The organism is Acinetobacter sp. BIGb0196 (assembly GCF_011759595.1).
GTDB lineage: Bacteria > Pseudomonadota > Gammaproteobacteria > Pseudomonadales > Moraxellaceae > Acinetobacter > Acinetobacter guillouiae.
On the sequence record NZ_JAAOZA010000002.1, the window covers coordinates 1851272 to 1868157 of the forward strand.

The 16886-nt window shown below is 34.2% G+C and carries 9 protein-coding genes and 2 pseudogenes; 8 read left to right on the top strand and 3 right to left on the bottom strand.

Annotation, left to right across the window (positions count from 1 at the left end; all coding sequences use genetic code 11):
• The first annotated feature begins 340 nt into the window (after positions 1–340).
• The 6 genes and pseudogenes from FHR28_RS21310 to FHR28_RS21335 all read left to right on the top strand — a co-directional run bounded on the left by FHR28_RS21310 (position 341) and on the right by FHR28_RS21335 (position 10058).
• A complete protein-coding gene (locus FHR28_RS21310; protein WP_166783510.1) occupies positions 341–2110 on the top strand; it encodes a ShlB/FhaC/HecB family hemolysin secretion/activation protein in 1770 nt (589 codons plus the stop codon).
• A gap of 23 nt (positions 2111–2133) precedes the next feature.
• A complete protein-coding gene (locus FHR28_RS21315) occupies positions 2134–8166 on the top strand; it encodes a DUF637 domain-containing protein (protein WP_166783511.1) in 6033 nt (2010 codons plus the stop codon).
• Between the two features lie 12 nt (positions 8167–8178).
• Positions 8179–8760: an imm11 family protein gene (locus FHR28_RS21320; protein WP_166783512.1), complete on the top strand. Its 582-nt coding sequence runs from the start codon at positions 8179–8181 to the stop codon at positions 8758–8760.
• Between the two features lie 46 nt (positions 8761–8806).
• Positions 8807–8938: pseudogene (locus FHR28_RS21325) on the top strand (IS1595 family transposase); the annotation flags it as partial.
• Positions 8939–9080: 142 nt separating this feature from the next.
• Positions 9081–9482, top strand: a complete 402-nt coding sequence (locus FHR28_RS21330; RefSeq protein WP_166783513.1) for a hypothetical protein — start codon at positions 9081–9083, stop codon at positions 9480–9482.
• A gap of 165 nt (positions 9483–9647) precedes the next feature.
• Positions 9648–10058, top strand: a complete 411-nt coding sequence (locus tag FHR28_RS21335) for a hypothetical protein (RefSeq protein WP_228722118.1) — start codon at positions 9648–9650, stop codon at positions 10056–10058.
• 17 nt (positions 10059–10075) lie between these two features.
• Here the strand turns inward: FHR28_RS21335 and FHR28_RS21340 are convergent.
• From FHR28_RS21340 to FHR28_RS21350, 3 genes and pseudogenes are all read right to left on the bottom strand, one after another.
• Positions 10076–10821: pseudogene (locus FHR28_RS21340) on the bottom strand (IS3 family transposase); the annotation flags it as partial.
• 131 nt (positions 10822–10952) lie between these two features.
• A complete protein-coding gene (locus FHR28_RS21345; RefSeq protein ID WP_166783515.1) occupies positions 10953–11981 on the bottom strand; it encodes a lipase secretion chaperone in 1029 nt (342 codons plus the stop codon).
• Positions 11982–12154: 173 nt separating this feature from the next.
• Positions 12155–13384, bottom strand: coding sequence for an esterase/lipase family protein (locus FHR28_RS21350; protein ID WP_166783516.1), 1230 nt, complete (start codon positions 13382–13384; stop codon positions 12155–12157).
• Between the two features lie 1071 nt (positions 13385–14455).
• Here FHR28_RS21350 and FHR28_RS21355 point away from each other — a divergent pair.
• Both FHR28_RS21355 and FHR28_RS21360 read left to right on the top strand, forming a co-directional pair.
• Positions 14456–15322 (top strand): bile acid:sodium symporter family protein, encoded by an 867-nt coding sequence (locus FHR28_RS21355; RefSeq protein WP_166783517.1) that lies wholly within the window; start codon positions 14456–14458, stop codon positions 15320–15322.
• A gap of 378 nt (positions 15323–15700) precedes the next feature.
• The gene (locus FHR28_RS21360) at positions 15701–16885 is read left to right on the top strand and encodes an OmpP1/FadL family transporter (protein WP_166783518.1); all 1185 of its coding nucleotides are present in this window, start codon (positions 15701–15703) and stop codon (positions 16883–16885) included.
• The last annotated feature ends 1 nt before the right edge of the window (position 16886 follow it).

The window sequence follows — 16886 nt, forward strand, 5'->3', positions numbered from 1 at the left end:
ATTTTTTTATTCCCTTTTATATACCTATGTTCTCCAATTCATAGGTATTTTTTATTTAAAGATCAGCGTCCTAATTTATTTAAATATAAAATGCACAAAACAAGTTCGCTTTGTATTTTAATTGCACCATTAAGGTTCATTTGTTAAATTATCTTAAATAGTATAAATAGAGTGAGTAATATAAATAGAATTAAAAACAGTATTTTTTTAAATAAAGTATTTATATTTTAAATAGTTAAATTTAGTTTTTTAACAATTGCAAAGAAATAATTATCAACATATTGTGAATTATTGATAAATAATTATATATTTGTGTTGTTATCCTAATATTAAAATAATTATGAATATTCGTAAAATTAAAAAGTTATTTTTTTTACCATTGGTTTACGCTTACCCAATTTTTTTATACGCTGCAGATATTTCTTCAACTTCTGGTATTGTGGATTTAACACAAGAAATCATTCGTCAAGATCAGCGTTTAAATGAAATCGAAAAAAAGTTAAACAATGAAAATATATTATTAGCCCCACAACAAAAAATTGAAAAACTCGGTCGTGATCATGTTGTTGTTACTGAAACACCATGTTTTGAAATAAAACAGCTCCAATTCATCATTAATGACCCCCTGCAAAGTAAGAATCAAAATATTTTCAATGGTTTGTTCTATGACTTAAATCAGCCTAAGTTTGTTATCGGGCAATGTATTGGCACTCAAAGCCTGCAAAATCTGGTGAAATATGCTCAAAACGAGCTGATCAAACAAGGGTTGATTACCACGCAAATTGTGGTCAATCCACAAGATTTGACTCAAGGAAATTTGGTTTTAAATATACATGTAGGGCGTATTCACCAAATTATCTCTAAGGATAAATCTGTAAATAAAATTGAGATATTCACAGCTTTACCAATAAAAAATAATGAAATCTTAAATCTTAAAAATATTGATCAGGGCCTAGAAAATCTAAAACGCACTTCAAATCGAGAAGTGGATATCAAGATAGAACCGGCTGTAGCTCAAGATGGTACTGAATTGGTTGGCTATAGCGATCTTATTGTGACATCTAGACCTTATAAAAAATTAGGATTGAGTTTAGGTGTTGATAACTCGGGATCAAAAAATACAGGGCAATATATCGGGAGTCTAGGGGTTAGTTTAAACAATCCTTTGCAGTTGAATGATTCACTGAATATCAATTTAAGTCATTCATTGGATGATTGGAAAGAAGACTTTAATCAAAGCTTTTATATCAACTATTCAATCCCATTTCGAAACTATGAGTTATCTGCAACCCATAATGAATATAAGTATGAACAAAAGGTCGCAGGCTTTAATGCACCGATTTTATATAGTGGAAAAACCAAGCAAAGTCATTTGACACTTTCACGCATGATCAGCCGTGGTGCCCACCATAAAACCAGTTTTTATACCAAGGGTTATCATAAAGAAAATCAAAATTTTATTGAGAATCTAGAGATCGGTGTACAGCGTAGAGAAACTGCGGGGTGGAATGCGGGTATTCAACATCGACAATATATTGGTCATGCATTACTTGATTTGAATCTTGATTATCGACGTGGCACAGGGGCATTGGGTGCTCAGTCTGCGCCTGAAGAAAGAATTGTAGATATCAATGGCCGACCTTTGGCTGTTGAAGGATATGCCCGCGCTCCTTTGTGGAGTGCTGATGTTCGTTATTCCCAACCTTTTAGAATTTTAAATCATCCTGTTCAGTACCGTCTAAATTGGCGTGGGCAATTTGCACCCAAAATTTTAGTTCCTCAAGACCGTTTTTATATTGCTGGGCGTTACAGCGTTCGAGGCTTTGATGGTGAGGTCATGCTGTCAGGTGATAACGGTCACTATTTACAACAAGAGTTAAGTTGGAATTCTCCTCTTCCTGCGACTCAGTTTTATGCCGCTATCGATCAGGGATGGGTCAATGGACGGAATAGTTATTCTGGACAACGTCATCTGATGGGAAGCGTATTTGGTACACGTAGTTATTTTAAAGGTGTGTATTTAGATACCTTTGTGGGTCATGGTATCGAGGCACCAAAGCTCATTAAAAAAGAATGGGTTACTGGCTTTAGTTTGAATTTTTCATATTAATTAAAATTTTAGGAATCAAAGAAATGAATAAAAACCGTTATCGTATTATTTTTAGCAAAGCAAAAAATATGTTTATTGCTGTAGCTGAAAATATCAAAAGTCAGAGTAAAGCTACAGGTCAAAGTACACATTCAACTCCAATTGCAGAGTCTGTGAATATACAGGATTCAAAATCATTTCATCAATTGTGGCAAGTGAAAAGTATTGTCGCATCGATGAGCTTATTTATGGCATTTTCACCTGTTTATGCTCAAATGCAGGCAGATCCAAATGCTGCAGCTGCACAAAGAGCCAGTATAGGGGTAGGGAAAAACCAACAAGGCCAAAACGTACCTGTGGTGAATATTCAAACACCTAAAAATGGTGTGTCACATAACGTCTATAACCAATTTGATGTATTGCAACCCGGTGTAGTGTTAAACAACAGCCGTAATGGTGCAGGTTCAGTGATTGTGGGGCAAGTAGGGGCTAACCCTTATCTACAAACAGGTGAAGCAAGGGTTATTCTCAATGAGGTCAACTCTTCGGCAGCATCTCAATTTCGAGGAAATCTAGAGATTGCTGGGCAGCGAGCAGATGTGATTATTGCCAACCCATCAGGCATCAATATTCAGGGTGGTGGTTTTATCAATGCCAATAAGGCGATTTTTACCACAGGTAAGCCACAGCTGAATGCTGATGGAAGTATTAAGCAGTTTGTGGTGAATCAAGGGAAAGTCAACGTTAATTCAACAGCAAATAACTTAGGGTTGGGTGGGAATAACAACAATGCCGACTATGTTGATATCTATGCCAAAGCAGTAGAACTCAACGCTCAAGTACATGCCAATCAAGCCTTACAACTGATTACGGGTTCAAACACAATAAGTGAAGACTCAACGTCAATCACACCGAATCAAGCGAATAGTACCACACCAACATTTGCACTCGATGTGAAAGCACTCGGCGGGATGTATGCCAATAATATTTTTATCATCGGTACAGATAAAGGCTTAGGGGTGAGCAATGCAGGGACAATCCAAGCTCTGAACAATCTAGTGATTACTTCTACAGGACAAATCGTCAATTCCGGTCTTATAAGTTCAACCAGTAAAAAACATGGACTGTTAAGTATTAAAACGACAGAAACTGGTACAGCTGGAGATATTAATACCTCTGGGACTATTAGTAGCAACACTTTGATTAATATAGATTCAGGGAATAATCTTAATTTAAATGCTAATCAAATCATCCTTAACAATGGCGGTGTTGTTTCGTCCCCTTTACTCATTAATACCCAAGGGAATCTTAATTTAGCCAGCAATACCCGAATAATGAATGACTCATCAAATGCAGATTTGTATATTGATGCTGCAAACATCAATCTTGCAACAAACTCGGAGATCAGAAGTAATCGTGGTTCTGCGAATATAAACATAAAAAATAATCTAATTGCAGCGCAAAATGCTGGATTGGTTGTTAGTTACGACTTAAATATTGCTACTGGGAATAAGCAAGAACTGAAGGGCAGTCTATTGCAAGCAACTGTAGGCGCAATCAACTTAAAAGCGGGTTCAAATAATAGCAAAGGGTTAATTAATATTCAGGATGGCACAGTCTGGGCAGGTACAAATCTAAATTTAAACAGTTCAGGCGATATTGCGATAAAGAATATGGGGCTGGTTGCAGATAATGCCGTCAGTAAAGTCAAAAATATTAATGCTTATAGTGATCAGAATTTAACATGGGAACATACTGGCACAGCCTTAGCTAAGATTTCAGGTAAAGTACAATTGGATGCTGCAAATAAGCTTAACCTTTTAAATAGTACTCTTTCAGCCAAAGATGATATTAACCTGCAGGCGAATCAATTGGTTTTAGAGAGTGCCTTAACTTCTGATAAGTCGATTAATATTACATCCAAAGTCGGTGATTTAACTTTAAGTCATGCATTGACCGCCAACGGTAATATTAATGCTTCTGCTGATAAGGGCAGTTTAACCACCAGTGGTTTAAAAGCCACATCCAATGGTGGGAAACTTTCCCTGATGGCAGGGAAAAATGTAACGCTTACTCATGCAGGGCTGACCCGATCAGTATTATTGGGTGCTCAGGGAGTTAATGTTGCCTCAGTAGGGGACGGAAATGTTACATCATTATCTACAGATTTATATTCCAATCAGGGCAATGTTTTAGTCAGTTCTAATCTTCGAAACACTTTGACTGACACGACATTAAATGCCACTAAAAATATTGAGGTTTTTGCAAAAGATAATCTGACTTTGGATGGTGTGATTACATTAGGTAGAGCACATACGGCATTAAACTCTAAAAAGAATATTTATATAAACAGCATTGCAGGTGCAGCAGATGTACCTGTCTTTAGTTCAGCCAAATCCTCACAATTTGCATCTACAGGTAGTTTGTCTGTTACTAGTGGTGCAGATATTAATGTACAAAATGCAAAATTGACTGGTGGTGCTGTACTTGTTGAAGCAGGTGGAGGTTTTAACCCAAATACAGCAGTTGAGCTAAATGCAACAGGCAGTGATTTATTAAAAAATGATACGAAGATTAATAGTATTAATGGTGATTTAAGTGTTCAAACGAATAAAACATTAAATATAGATCCTAAAAAAATCACCTTAAAAGTTACTGGTGATATTGAATTAGTCTCTAAAGCTGGTGATTTGAACTTACTTGGTTATGGTGGGGTAGCTGGAAATGGTTCTGAGCAAGTTGTTAAATTAAATACCCTTAATGGTGGGATTAGCTTAACAGGCCAAAATGTAATGCTACAGGGGGCGGAGCTTAAAGCTAAACAAGACATAAATCTTGTTGCAACAACTGGTAATGTTGTTGTGGATGGAGTGAAAAATACTTTAACAAACAAATCTAATAGCACCAATGTTAAAAAAATAATTGAAAACTTAAATGCAGACAAAATACGCATTGCGTCTTTAATAGAGCCACTACATTCGAATCAAATTATTAAGGACTTCATGATTCTAATGGACAAATATCATCTTGCCTATACGCCAAGATATATTGGACATATAGATAATCCTCCTACAGACATGGCAACTCGTAAGCGAATTTTTCAGCTCAGATATGATGCATTTCTACAAAATTATCCTATCTTAGTGTCAATCAATAAGGTTCCAACTAATCTTAATTTCTCTCCACCGATGAAACTGACTTTTGATGGAATTAGTTACAATCCATATTTTGAGGATGTTAAAAATCTGAAAAACAATTTTGATATGGAAGCTTTATTTAGGGGATTATTCAACCTTAAATATTCAGATAAAGATTTAAATCAAATCAATAATGATATTAACTTTTTTAACCAAAATTTAAATGGTTATGAACATTCAGGTTCAAACTTAATATCAAGTGATGGAAATATTACACTTGCTTCGGCAAAAGGGATCAGCATTAGCGGGTCAAACTTCGATGCCCAAAAAGGAGCCGTACGAATTGAGGCGGCGGGTACTTTAGTTGGAGAGGAACATAAAATCCAAGGAAAATATCAAAGTACAGTTCCTACAAGTGTAAAACAAGGTACGTTAAAAGCAAGTGTAATTGTAGATGGATTGCAAGATTCCTATGAAATAGGTCAAGTGGCAAATGAAAATTATCGTTGGAGAAGTCCTGTATCGATAACTACAATTAATGGTGATAAAGGAGTCAAGATTCTTGCCACGGGGAAAGGTGCAACAGATAATTTAATTTTACAAGGTGTAGGAATTACAGCCAATAATGGTGATGTAAACATAGAAGCCTATAAGAACATTATTTTTGATGTAGCGATTGAGAATGGTTACGATAAAAGTAAAACTACTGAAACAAAAAGAAAGTGGTATGGTAAGAAGAAAACCACGACTACTGTAGAAACAGCTGAGCAGAGCGGTGGTGTCTCAGTTGATATTGCTGCAAAAAATATCAATATTAAAAGCCAAGAAAAAAATACAGATAAAATGACGGGTCAAAATCGTACCAGTATCGATATGTACTCGAGTCAGCTTACAGCAAATGGTGGAAAAATAAGTATTCAAGCTGGAGGTGATTTAAACTTTTTGACTGCAAATGACGAGTCATTGAATACGACGGATATCAGTAAAAAAAGTTCATTTATCGGGATTAAACTGAATAATTCTAGGACCACAAATACACGTAATATTAAATCGGAACTCCCTGCAGTATTGAATGCAAATTACATAGGAACGAAATCTGGATTTGATACTCTTTTAAAAGGAACAGTATTTAATTATTTAGATGGCGCTGATATTCAAGCTGGTGGCAACATCAGCTTAGAAAATGCTTCAACAATAGTTTCAGACACTTCGACGAAAAAGAGCAACAGTGTTGTTTGGCAGTCTATGCAAGACAAAGGCTCAATCACTGAAACGGCAAAATTACCAAGTTTTAACGGGCTAACACCGCCAGTTTTTAAAGCAGCAGGGGGGATTAGTGTACAAATACCTGTGGGCGAGAAGGATCAGAATAAAGTACAAATTAGAGATGAGATATTAAGATTAGCAAACCAACCAGGGAATGAATATTTAAAAGATTTAGTTAATCGTAACGATGTTGATTGGAATAAAGCCATTCTTACTCAAAAGGATTGGGATTATAAGTCACAAGGTTTAACAGGCGCTGGCGCAGCAATAGTTGTAATTATTGTTACTGTTTTAACGTCTGGTGCTGCTTCTGGTGCAGCAAGTGCAATTTCAGGTTTAAGTGGTAGTCTAGGTGCTAGTGCTGGGGCCAGTGCTGCAATAGGGGCAGGTGCTGGTGCGGCAGTAAGTACTCTCGCAACACAGGCGAGTATTAGTTTGATTAACAATGGTGGCGACATTGGAAAAACCCTTAAAGATTTGGGAAGTAAAGAATCTGTAAAAGGATTAGTCGCTTCAGTTGTAACAGCAGGCCTATTAAAGCAAGTAGGTACTACACTTGGTTTGAAACCTGAAAGTACATTATTCCCTGATCGTTTAATGAATAATTTTACAAATGCTGTTGGTTCAACATTAGTGCAAACTGCAATTAACGGAGGAGATTTACAGGATAATCTTGAAAAGGCTTTATTGGCAGGTTTAGCCGGTGCATTGCAAGGTGAGTTCGCTAGTCAAATCGGTGGTTCAGGTTTAGATAAAGTTGACCCTAGTACATTTGAATACGTATTACATAAAATTGCACATGCAGCAGCTGGATGTGCAGCCGCAGCTGCAACCAAAGCGAGTTGTGAGGCTGGAGCAATTGGTGCTGGTGTTGGTGAGATTGTTGCAGGTCTTATGATTCCAGAAGGCAAAACAGCATTAGATTTAACGGATGATGAAAGAACACGTATTAAAGATACCAGTAAGATTATTGCTGGAACAACGGCAGCATTTGCTGGTTATGACGTTAATACTGCTGCAAATAGTGCAGATATTGCTGTTACTAATAATTCATTACCCAAATTAGCAACATCAGGTGCAAAAATTGCGAAGAAAGTTATAGATCAAATCAGAAGTTGGCCAGCAAATAAGCCTTTGCAGTCAAGTGATGTTTCTAAAATGTTTAAAGATGCTGGTGTCCAAGAAATCGTCGATGTTGCTGATAATATTAAAACTTTAATCAGCCCAACAGCAACATGGTTTGATAAAATTTCAGCTGCTGTTGATTTAGCTGTAGGGGTTGATATCAAAGCTGGTAAGGATGTAGCTTTGGCAATGAAGGATAAACATATCATTCAGCTTAAAGACCCAGGGCCAATTCACCATATTTGTACTAATAAGAACTGCTTAAGTTCAGCGAGAGGCGGACCTTGGACACCACAATTTCAAAAATATTTTGATGGTGCTGGATTAGATATTAATACGGCAGTTGAGAATTTAGTTGCTTTACCGAATCATAAGGGACCGCATCCAAAAGAATATCATGCTTATGTGGAAAAGGAATTAAGATTAGCTGTAAGTAGTAAGAAGGCAAATACGAAAGAGTATCGTGATGCTGTGATTGGCACATTAGGAAGAATAAAATCAGAAGCTCTGGTCTCTGGTTCACAAGTAAATAAATGGTTAACGAAATAATAGGAGAATCTAATGAACTACTATGAAATTAAAACAGACTTTTATGAATTTCCTCATCAAAATTTTATTACAGAGATCGATGGTTTTGATAATCCAAGAGCCCAGATTGATTGGGATGAGTTCTTAATAGACTACCTACCAAATAGGCCCAAAAAATATAGAGCAACTATAGAAAGTGGTCATGAAGAGGTAGACTTTACTACAACATTTTATGGATTCTGCGTAATTAGTGATAAATTTGCAAAACTATTAGAGAAAGAAAAAATTAGTGATTGTCTAGTTATACCCCTAATTTTTAATAAACAATTATCTCAGCCCTTCTACCTTTTAGTAGATGCTTTGCGGTATGAATGTGTTGATGAAACTAATTCTGATTTTCAAAAATTTCTTGAAGATGATCCTGTAAGGCCTGATCTTGCAGGTAGGTATAGGGCTTTCTTTAAATTAATTATTGATAGTTCAAAAGTAGATAATGCTGACTTTTTTAGATTAGAAAATGAGGATGCAAGTGTTATTGTTAGCCAAAAAATAAAAGATATTTATGATGTTAATCATTTGACAGGTGCAAGTTTTACAAAAGTAACATTAGACTAATTTACTGATGAGGCTGTACTAGATTAGCAATGTCTAATCTATGGAAATGAAGCTAACCAGTTGTAAATTAAATAAGAAAACTCAATTAAAAATGCTAGAGTTTTTCGTACTCGGTGTAACTGCAAGAGCAACTGCTGATTTATTAGAAATTCATCATAATTCGGCTGTTCTTATCTGGGTTTGTGAGTAATTATTAGCTTTTGAAGCGACTTTTCTATCTAGTGTAAGAATTAAATTTGTACCACTACCATTGAATCATCCAACAATATAACAATGGCGTGCTTGGCCTGTTAAATAAATAATGTAAAAGGTGTAGATAGATGAAAGTACAATTCAGCTTTAACTGGACACAAGAAGATGAAGGTGGAGAAATTATTCATTTCCCTGTGGCTGTAATTTATACTGAGGATAGCAGTGGTGAAAAACAATATTGGTCTGATGCTACTCATTTCGTAAGCTCTTTTAATACGACTGAGTCTGTGTATAGACTTTTAAAGATTATTAACCTATTTCAACTTGAAAATATGATGCGAAAAGTTGAGATCTCACACTGGAATGATTTTGAAAAGGCAATTATTGAAGAATCTCATATTAAGTTTAAAGAAAGATTTGGTGATTCTTACCATAATGAACTTGACTTAGAATCCTTTGAGAAAATACTGAACAAATGGATAGAGTATCTATTAACAGTTGATAAGCAAAAAGTTAGTTTTGATATATAACTTAGTTGTGAATACTAGGACCTCCACTGACACTCGTGTATGGCTAAAGGTAGGACAGCGGCAAATCCTCATCTTGGTGCTGGAGGAGGAACTCAATATTTTATTGAAAACTCAGATAAAAAAATCTAACTTCAACAGGTAAAATAATTAAATATGGAAAATAAATTGAATTTACAAATTATATTGGATGAAAAAAATTTAAAAATTGATAACTTAACTATTGATTTAGATAATATTCATTCTTTAAATTTTTTGAAAAAAGAATCAATAAATGGCAAACAACACTACTTTTATAATCAAATAATTTATTTAAGTGATATGGTTGATTTGAAAGTATTTCTGAAAACAGAAAATATGATTTATATATTGTTTCAAACCCCAGAGTTTTTTGAAGAAAACTTGCTTAACTCAAGGATTTTGAAAAGATTCATGAAAAAATATAAATTAGAGCATAGTAATTTCGATGTAGAACATCCTACTAGAGTTATTTTGAATAAAGAAAATCACAAATGGAATTTAGTCGAGTTTACTTACGATCCCAAACAAGGCGATATTTCCATGAGTTTGGAGTTTTAAAACGTAATAATAGAAATTATGCGTTTATTTAAACTATAGCCTACGACCTGTTTTGTATAAAGATCTTTTAATGCCGCTAAATATAACCAGCCCTCATTTGTCCAAATGTATGTAATGTCACTTATCCATACTTGATTTGGGACACTCATTTTGAATTTTTGCTCCAATAAATTACTGTACACAGCACGATCATGATTACTATTTGTCGTTCTTTTAAAGCGCTTATGCCGTTTACAATAAAGTTGATTGAGCTTCTTTATCCTACGCACCGCATATTGGCTGATATCAGAGCCTTGTGACTGTAAATGTTTGCTCAAACGAATATAACCATAGCTTTGCTTAGTCTCTTGATGCGCTATTTTCACCAATAATGTCTGCTGAGCTCTTTGTATCTTTCGTTGACTTAAACCGATTTTCAACCAGTTATAAAATCCTGAAACTGATACTTTTAAAAGCTTTCCCATTAGAACAATAGGGAAGATGTTTCTATGCTGCTTCATGTAGGCGTACCTCACTGATTTTCTTTGGCAAAGTACGCTGCTGCTTTTTTTAGGAATTCTTTTTCCATTTCAGCATTCTTGAGTTGTTGTTTCAGCTTTTTATTTTCTTCAATCAGATCGACAAGATCTGCAGAATACTGTTGTGTACCAACCAGTGTTCCAGATTTGGCTTTATTGTACCAATTTGAAAGAGTTTGCATGGAAATACCAAGGTGTCGTGCTGTTTCTGAAACATTGCCCTTATTTGAATCAATAGCTTTGATTGCTTCAGCTTTAAATTCCGCTGTATAAAACTTTTGTTTTTTTGCTCATGGTAAACTCCTGATGAATGTGTTTAGTTTACCAAGTTAAAGTCTCCATTTTTAGCAGCACACATCAAATCGAATTAAGCTGATTAGTTAAGTACATCCAATGATTGAGTCTCATCATAAATTTTCTCTAAACTTTTTACCCTTCTATTTTCAGTTAAATCTGTAAAAGAACGATCCCTAAGAGAGTTAATCGCACTTGCTTCTTCGCTGGAAGCTAGATTAGAGTTTAAGATATTGTTCCGATTCTCTATATATAAATCAACTTTATCTTTAAATTTTCTCCTTTGTTGATCAACAACTTCCATACGTTCAGTAATTTCTGGTCCAACAGCATTTAATCGTGCTTCTTTAATTTCAAGTTCAGACCCACTTCTGTTTTTTATATTTTGGATTTCATGGTTTAGCTCATTAAATTTTTTATTGAATTTAAGTGCTTCACGAGATTTTTCAGGGAGTCTGTTGATTGCATCATCTACCCGGTGGTTAATTTCTGCTTTACTTAAATTAGGAGAATCTTGTATTTCTAGAATACTTAATTCGTAATCTTCCATTTTATCTTGATCGGAAAATAAGGCTTTAATTTCCACTGAAGTGAAAAAACTAATCCTAAGGCTACGTACAGCCTGATTAAGTTTTTTAACGTTTTCGGTGCTAGGTAATAAAGTAGAAAATTGACGATGAAGTGACATGGTGCTGTTTACATATTGCACATATCTTTTCCATAAATCACCTATGAGTGTTTGACTTGGTTCAGTTAATATTTTACTGAAATAATTAAGACCAAATTCGATAGTACCCATTGCCGTTCTGTTACTATTTAAAAGCTTATCGAAACAGTCTTTAGTTAAATTGTCTAAGATAAGTTTTTTATCTGAATCAAAACTCAATGAGCACTGAATGTTGTTACCAAACGCATCAGTACCTAGGGGTATAAAGTCTTTTAACATTGATCCAATAGTTTGATTATTGATTGCTGACGTATTTTGAATATTGCTAGAAGCACTTTTTTTATCCTCTTGTTGTGTTTGAGATTTAGACCCCATAGAGCGCATTGTAAAAATACCAATTACGATTAAAAAGAATACTAAAATTAGTAAAAGCTTATTTTTCATTAATAATAATTTTCCTTGTTAGATCAGCCATACTTTGTAAAAGAGCCAGCAGCTCAAAGATTTTAATACTGAGTATTGTCCTAAATTCACTAGTTTTAGATTTTAAGACAATACCTTGATAGTGTTTATTGAATTGATCAGACTGTTATAATTAAGCATAAGATAATAAATTTTTACCCTTCTTTATTTTCCAAGGTTTTTAAGGTAGTAATATGTGCCTTTAATACATCAATTGGATTTGGCATAGAAGCCCACTTCGTTGGTTCTTGCCATTTTTGAAGTCCGAACCAAGCAGTTTTAGTAATGTATTGATCATAAGTTCCCATTTGTTCGATATGAGGCCAATTATATATTCCTTTTAAATTACCTAATCGAGCACTACATACTGCAACAGTTCCATCATTTGCTTGTTGGTTTGGGAATAACTTAGTGTCAAAATTGTCAATTTTACCAGTCCAAGAAGTCATGTAGATTTTATAATTATTATTATCAGTACCCTTAATTGTATAAATGTCCGGTGTTCCTACAGTATTATAATCAGCAATATCACTACTTGTTGGGTCTTTGCATAGAGATGTAGGAACACCTTCAGGATAGTTGTCTTTATTATTAAAATCGTCAGCTTTTGTGCTTGAATTTGCTCGTATAGCAGCAAGAATATTCATATAACCTGTTTGTTTCCGTCGTTCCGCTTCATCAGGAAATCTACGGGCATCTTTATCACTTGCATATAATAAATAAGCAGTCACCTCGTTAAATATTTTAATATCATTTTCGTTGAATCGCCCATCAACAATTTTATCGAAGGAACTAAAAATACGACCAGTAAACAGGTTTTGAGCAAAATTGATGAGGGATTGAACAGTTGACCCACCAACTGTTTCTGAAATATCTAATTTACCACTTTTGTTAAAATCTGCTAGAACTGTGTCTGCTGATGGTGAGCCACGGTGTGGGCTCCCAATAGTTGCAATAGAAGAAACCAACTCAGGTGTAGTGCCAGCAACGTAACGAGATGTTGGCCCACCTTGGCTATGTCCAACTAAATTAAATTTAGTTTTGTCATTATAATAAAAAGTTTTTATATATTGTAAATTTTTAATTAATTCTTCTCCTCTAAATTCATTGCTATTAAAGGGCGATATTGTCACAGCAATTGCAGGTGTATTTTGAGCTGCTAAAACAGCTAAAGTAGAGCCCCAATATTCGAAAACAGTGATTACTCCAAATATTTTTATTTTTTCTGCACCAAACAAACCATGTACCAATACAACAGGATTTTGCGTACTCTTGCTTTCATAAGTGCCAACAACACTGTTTACATTAAAGCTTGCAAATGTATAGCTTGAAAAAAGCAAGCATGTAGTTAAGCCAAGAGATTTAGAGATTAATTTGAGTTTCATAGATATTCCTTATCTAGCCAGTTTTATTTGAATCTTAAATTTAATCAAATAAACTAACCATGATTATTTAAGTGGCTTTTTTATTGATAATTCAAACTGCCACAATGATTGACCTTTTGTTGTGATTAAATTTTTAATCAAAATCACACTCAGCTGGAAAAAAACTAAAATTTATCAGCAGATTTTATATTTAAATAGTCTAAATCTTGTTTTAAGAGAATAGAGCTATTCACTATTTAAAAAATAATTCTACTTGATCTAAAGATTTATTTTTTCAACTGAATTATTTTGTTTAGTTTAAAGATTGAAAATATATTTCTATATTACGTATCTATTAATATATTTTTTACTAAAATTTTTATTAAGTCAAGTATGTTTTTTGAGGATTTTTTGTGTTTTAAAACACATTTATGTCGCTATTTTATATTGTTAAAGTTTCATATGAAAATTAAAAAAATATTAATGTATTTTATTTATTTTAAAGAAATTTATTTTAAAGAGATATGCGGTTTTTTATGGTTAATTAAAATAGATTTTTTAAAAATAAAATATGTATTTAATTTGAGGGGTTATTTGAATGGAATGTCATGTTTTTTATAAAAAACAATCTAGCTATTTTATTGTGTACTTAAATTGCCATACTTTAAATTATGTTATAGCTTAAGAATAGATAGGTATAAGTTAAAGTCAAAATTATTAATTCGATATGTGAGGAGCATCCACCCCTTATAGCTGAGCGGTTGTAGTGTTTAAGGTTTGTGAAGAACACGAATGTAAGTAAAAAAATTAAAGTCTAGGAAGGATGATAAAAGATGAAAAAATAGTTTTGTTTCTATGACGATGGTTTTAATTTTGAAAAAGATGACTTTTTATCCATTGAAAAAATGTTGTTCAATACATCAGAAAATCTGATTGGGCATAAAAATCAGATATATTTAATTAATCAAAGAGTTATCCAAATAGATTATTGGAAAATTTTTTACACAAAGAAATTAATGTTTAAGAATATTTTTTAATTATCTAGAAACTAGAAATATATAACACTCGATAATAATTGAGAGGAATCGAAACATGAGTCCAGAATTGATTACCATATTTTTACCAATCGCACTTGCTATTATTATGGCAGGATTGGGCTTGGAATTGACTGTTAATGACTTTAAAAGAGTACGACAACATCCTAAAGTGGTCTTTATCGCATTATTTTGCCAATTGGTTGTTTTGGTGGGTATAGCTTTTGTCATTTGTAAGCTGTTTGATTTACCACCAATGCTCGCTGTGGGATTGATGCTACTTGCTGCCTCACCTGGGGGGCCAACAGCTAATTTATTTAGTTATCTATACAAAGGAGATCTTGCGTTAAATGTTACTTTAACGGCAATTAATTCAGTGCTTGCTGCATTTACCCTTCCGCTAATTGTCAATTTTGCTTTACAGCACTTTATAGATAATGGACAAAATGTCGGGTTACAGTTTTCTAAAATTGTTCAGGTTTTTCTAATTATTTTAATTCCAGTTGGTATCGGAATGTTGATCCGTCACTTTGCACCACATGTGGCTGAAAGATTAAATAAACCAGTACGTATTTTTGCGATTGTATTCTTGGTCTCTATTATTGCACTTGCGATAGTGAGAGATTATCAAAATCTAATGACATATATTGGACAAATTGGGTTGGCAACTTTTGTGTTTTGTGTGTGTAGTTTGGTAATTGGTTATTTTGTTCCTCGGTTATTTGGCGTGAATAGCTTTCAGGCAAAAGCCTGTGCTTTTGAAATTGGGATTCATAATAGCACATTAGCTATGACGATTGCCTTGACCGTGATGGCAAGTAGTATGGCGGCGATGCCTGCAGCAGTTTATTCGTTATTTATGTATTTTGTTGCTGCGATTTTTGGCACATTGCTGAATCGTTTTGAAAAAAAAGAAATAGCATAAATATTAATCACGATATTAAGCAGCGTTTTAACTTTTGAGCAAGTGCTTAATTATCATTTAGTTTCATGGTGAAAATTACAAAATGGTACTTCAAGCATACTGTTGTTAATTGTGAAGCATGCTGATTTCTTCAGGGCATTATAGAACCAGAAATAGTGCAATATCTGGGCAATCTAAAGTTGATCTCACATTTCTTTAGTTTTTAGATGACATTAAATACTGGTTCAATATCGCGATACCTTTAACGCCTTGCAATGAATTAATCAGTACATAGGAGTGTGCTGATTAAATGAAAAATATAGCCTGTTTCTGAATAGTGATTGAATTTGCTGTATGGAGGTAGGCTATTTATCTAAATAAAACATGGAAGAGATTGTAATGTTAAATAATAAAGTAAAATTAGCAACAAGTTTAATCATGACGATGAGTGTTGTAACTGGAGTCAGTGCAGCAGGGCTTGAGCGTTCACCACAACAAATAGACGTTTTATTTGAATCAGGCACTTATGCAGATATTGGTTATACCCATATTTCTCCTGAAATTAAAGGGACTGATGTAAATGATAACCATATTTCAGATATAGCAGAAGATTTTCAAACCTTAAATTATGCAGTCAAAATGGATTTAACACCCGGCTTTCGTTTAGCTGTTATTTATGATGAGCCGTATGGTGCGAAAGTAAAATTTAAAGGAGATAGTAATTTTATTGCAACCAATTTACCTGCTACAAATGCCAATACACGAGTTGAAGTGAAGTCGAAAAACTTGACCACTCTATTGGGTTATAACCTAAATAAAAATTTTATGATTTATGGTGGTCCTGCACTACAAGAACTTAGTGCTGATGTACATTTGAGGGGGGTAACTTATCAAGCTTCTAGTGGTTATAACAACAGTTTTGATGATATTGCAATAGGCTGGGTTACGGGTTTGAGTTATGCTTTGCCAGAGATTGGTTTTCGTGCCTCGTTAACTTATCGCTCTGAAGTTGATCATAATACTACAATTAAAGAAGATGTCCCGTTAGCAGATCTAATTGAATTCCCATACTCACATACAAATAAAGGCAACATTACAATGCCAGAGTCCTTGAATTTAAATTTACAAACTGGTTTAAATCCAACCACTGCGTTGTTTGCTAAAGTTCGCTGGGTACCATGGGGCGATTTTTCTTATTTTGCTCCTGTGTTAAAAGCAACTACTGCGTCATTAGGGTTAGTAGGTGGTAAAGGTGTCCCTCTATTAAAATATCATGATGATCAAACGGCGATAGAGGTGGGAGGGAGTAAACGTTTGAGTTCAAAACTTGCAATTTCAGCTTCAGGATTGTGGGACTCTGGTGCAGGTGCACCAGCGCCAACTTTAGGACCTGTTGATGGTTATTGGGGAGTAGGTTTAGCAGCCAAATATAATATCAATGACAAATTAGCCTTGAGTTTAGGTGGTCGCTATATGTGGTTTGGTGATGTGAAGGGTGAGGTATCTGATGGTCGTATCGTTGGAGATTTTCGTGATAATACAGGCTATGTCATTGGTACTAAACTTTCATATCAAATGAAGTAAT

Coding starts and splice junctions, on each gene's coding strand:
- FHR28_RS21315 (WP_166783511.1), top strand. CDS start 2,134: ATGAATAAAAACCGTTATCGTATTATTTTTAGCAAAGCAAAAAATATG.
- FHR28_RS21310 (WP_166783510.1), top strand. CDS start 341: ATGAATATTCGTAAAATTAAAAAGTTATTTTTTTTACCATTGGTTTAC.
- FHR28_RS21345 (WP_166783515.1), bottom strand. CDS start 11,981: ATGAAAAATAAGCTTTTACTAATTTTAGTATTCTTTTTAATCGTAATT.
- FHR28_RS21350 (WP_166783516.1), bottom strand. CDS start 13,384: ATGAAACTCAAATTAATCTCTAAATCTCTTGGCTTAACTACATGCTTG.
- FHR28_RS21360 (WP_166783518.1), top strand. CDS start 15,701: ATGTTAAATAATAAAGTAAAATTAGCAACAAGTTTAATCATGACGATG.
- FHR28_RS21355 (WP_166783517.1), top strand. CDS start 14,456: ATGAGTCCAGAATTGATTACCATATTTTTACCAATCGCACTTGCTATT.
- FHR28_RS21320 (WP_166783512.1), top strand. CDS start 8,179: ATGAACTACTATGAAATTAAAACAGACTTTTATGAATTTCCTCATCAA.
- FHR28_RS21330 (WP_166783513.1), top strand. CDS start 9,081: ATGAAAGTACAATTCAGCTTTAACTGGACACAAGAAGATGAAGGTGGA.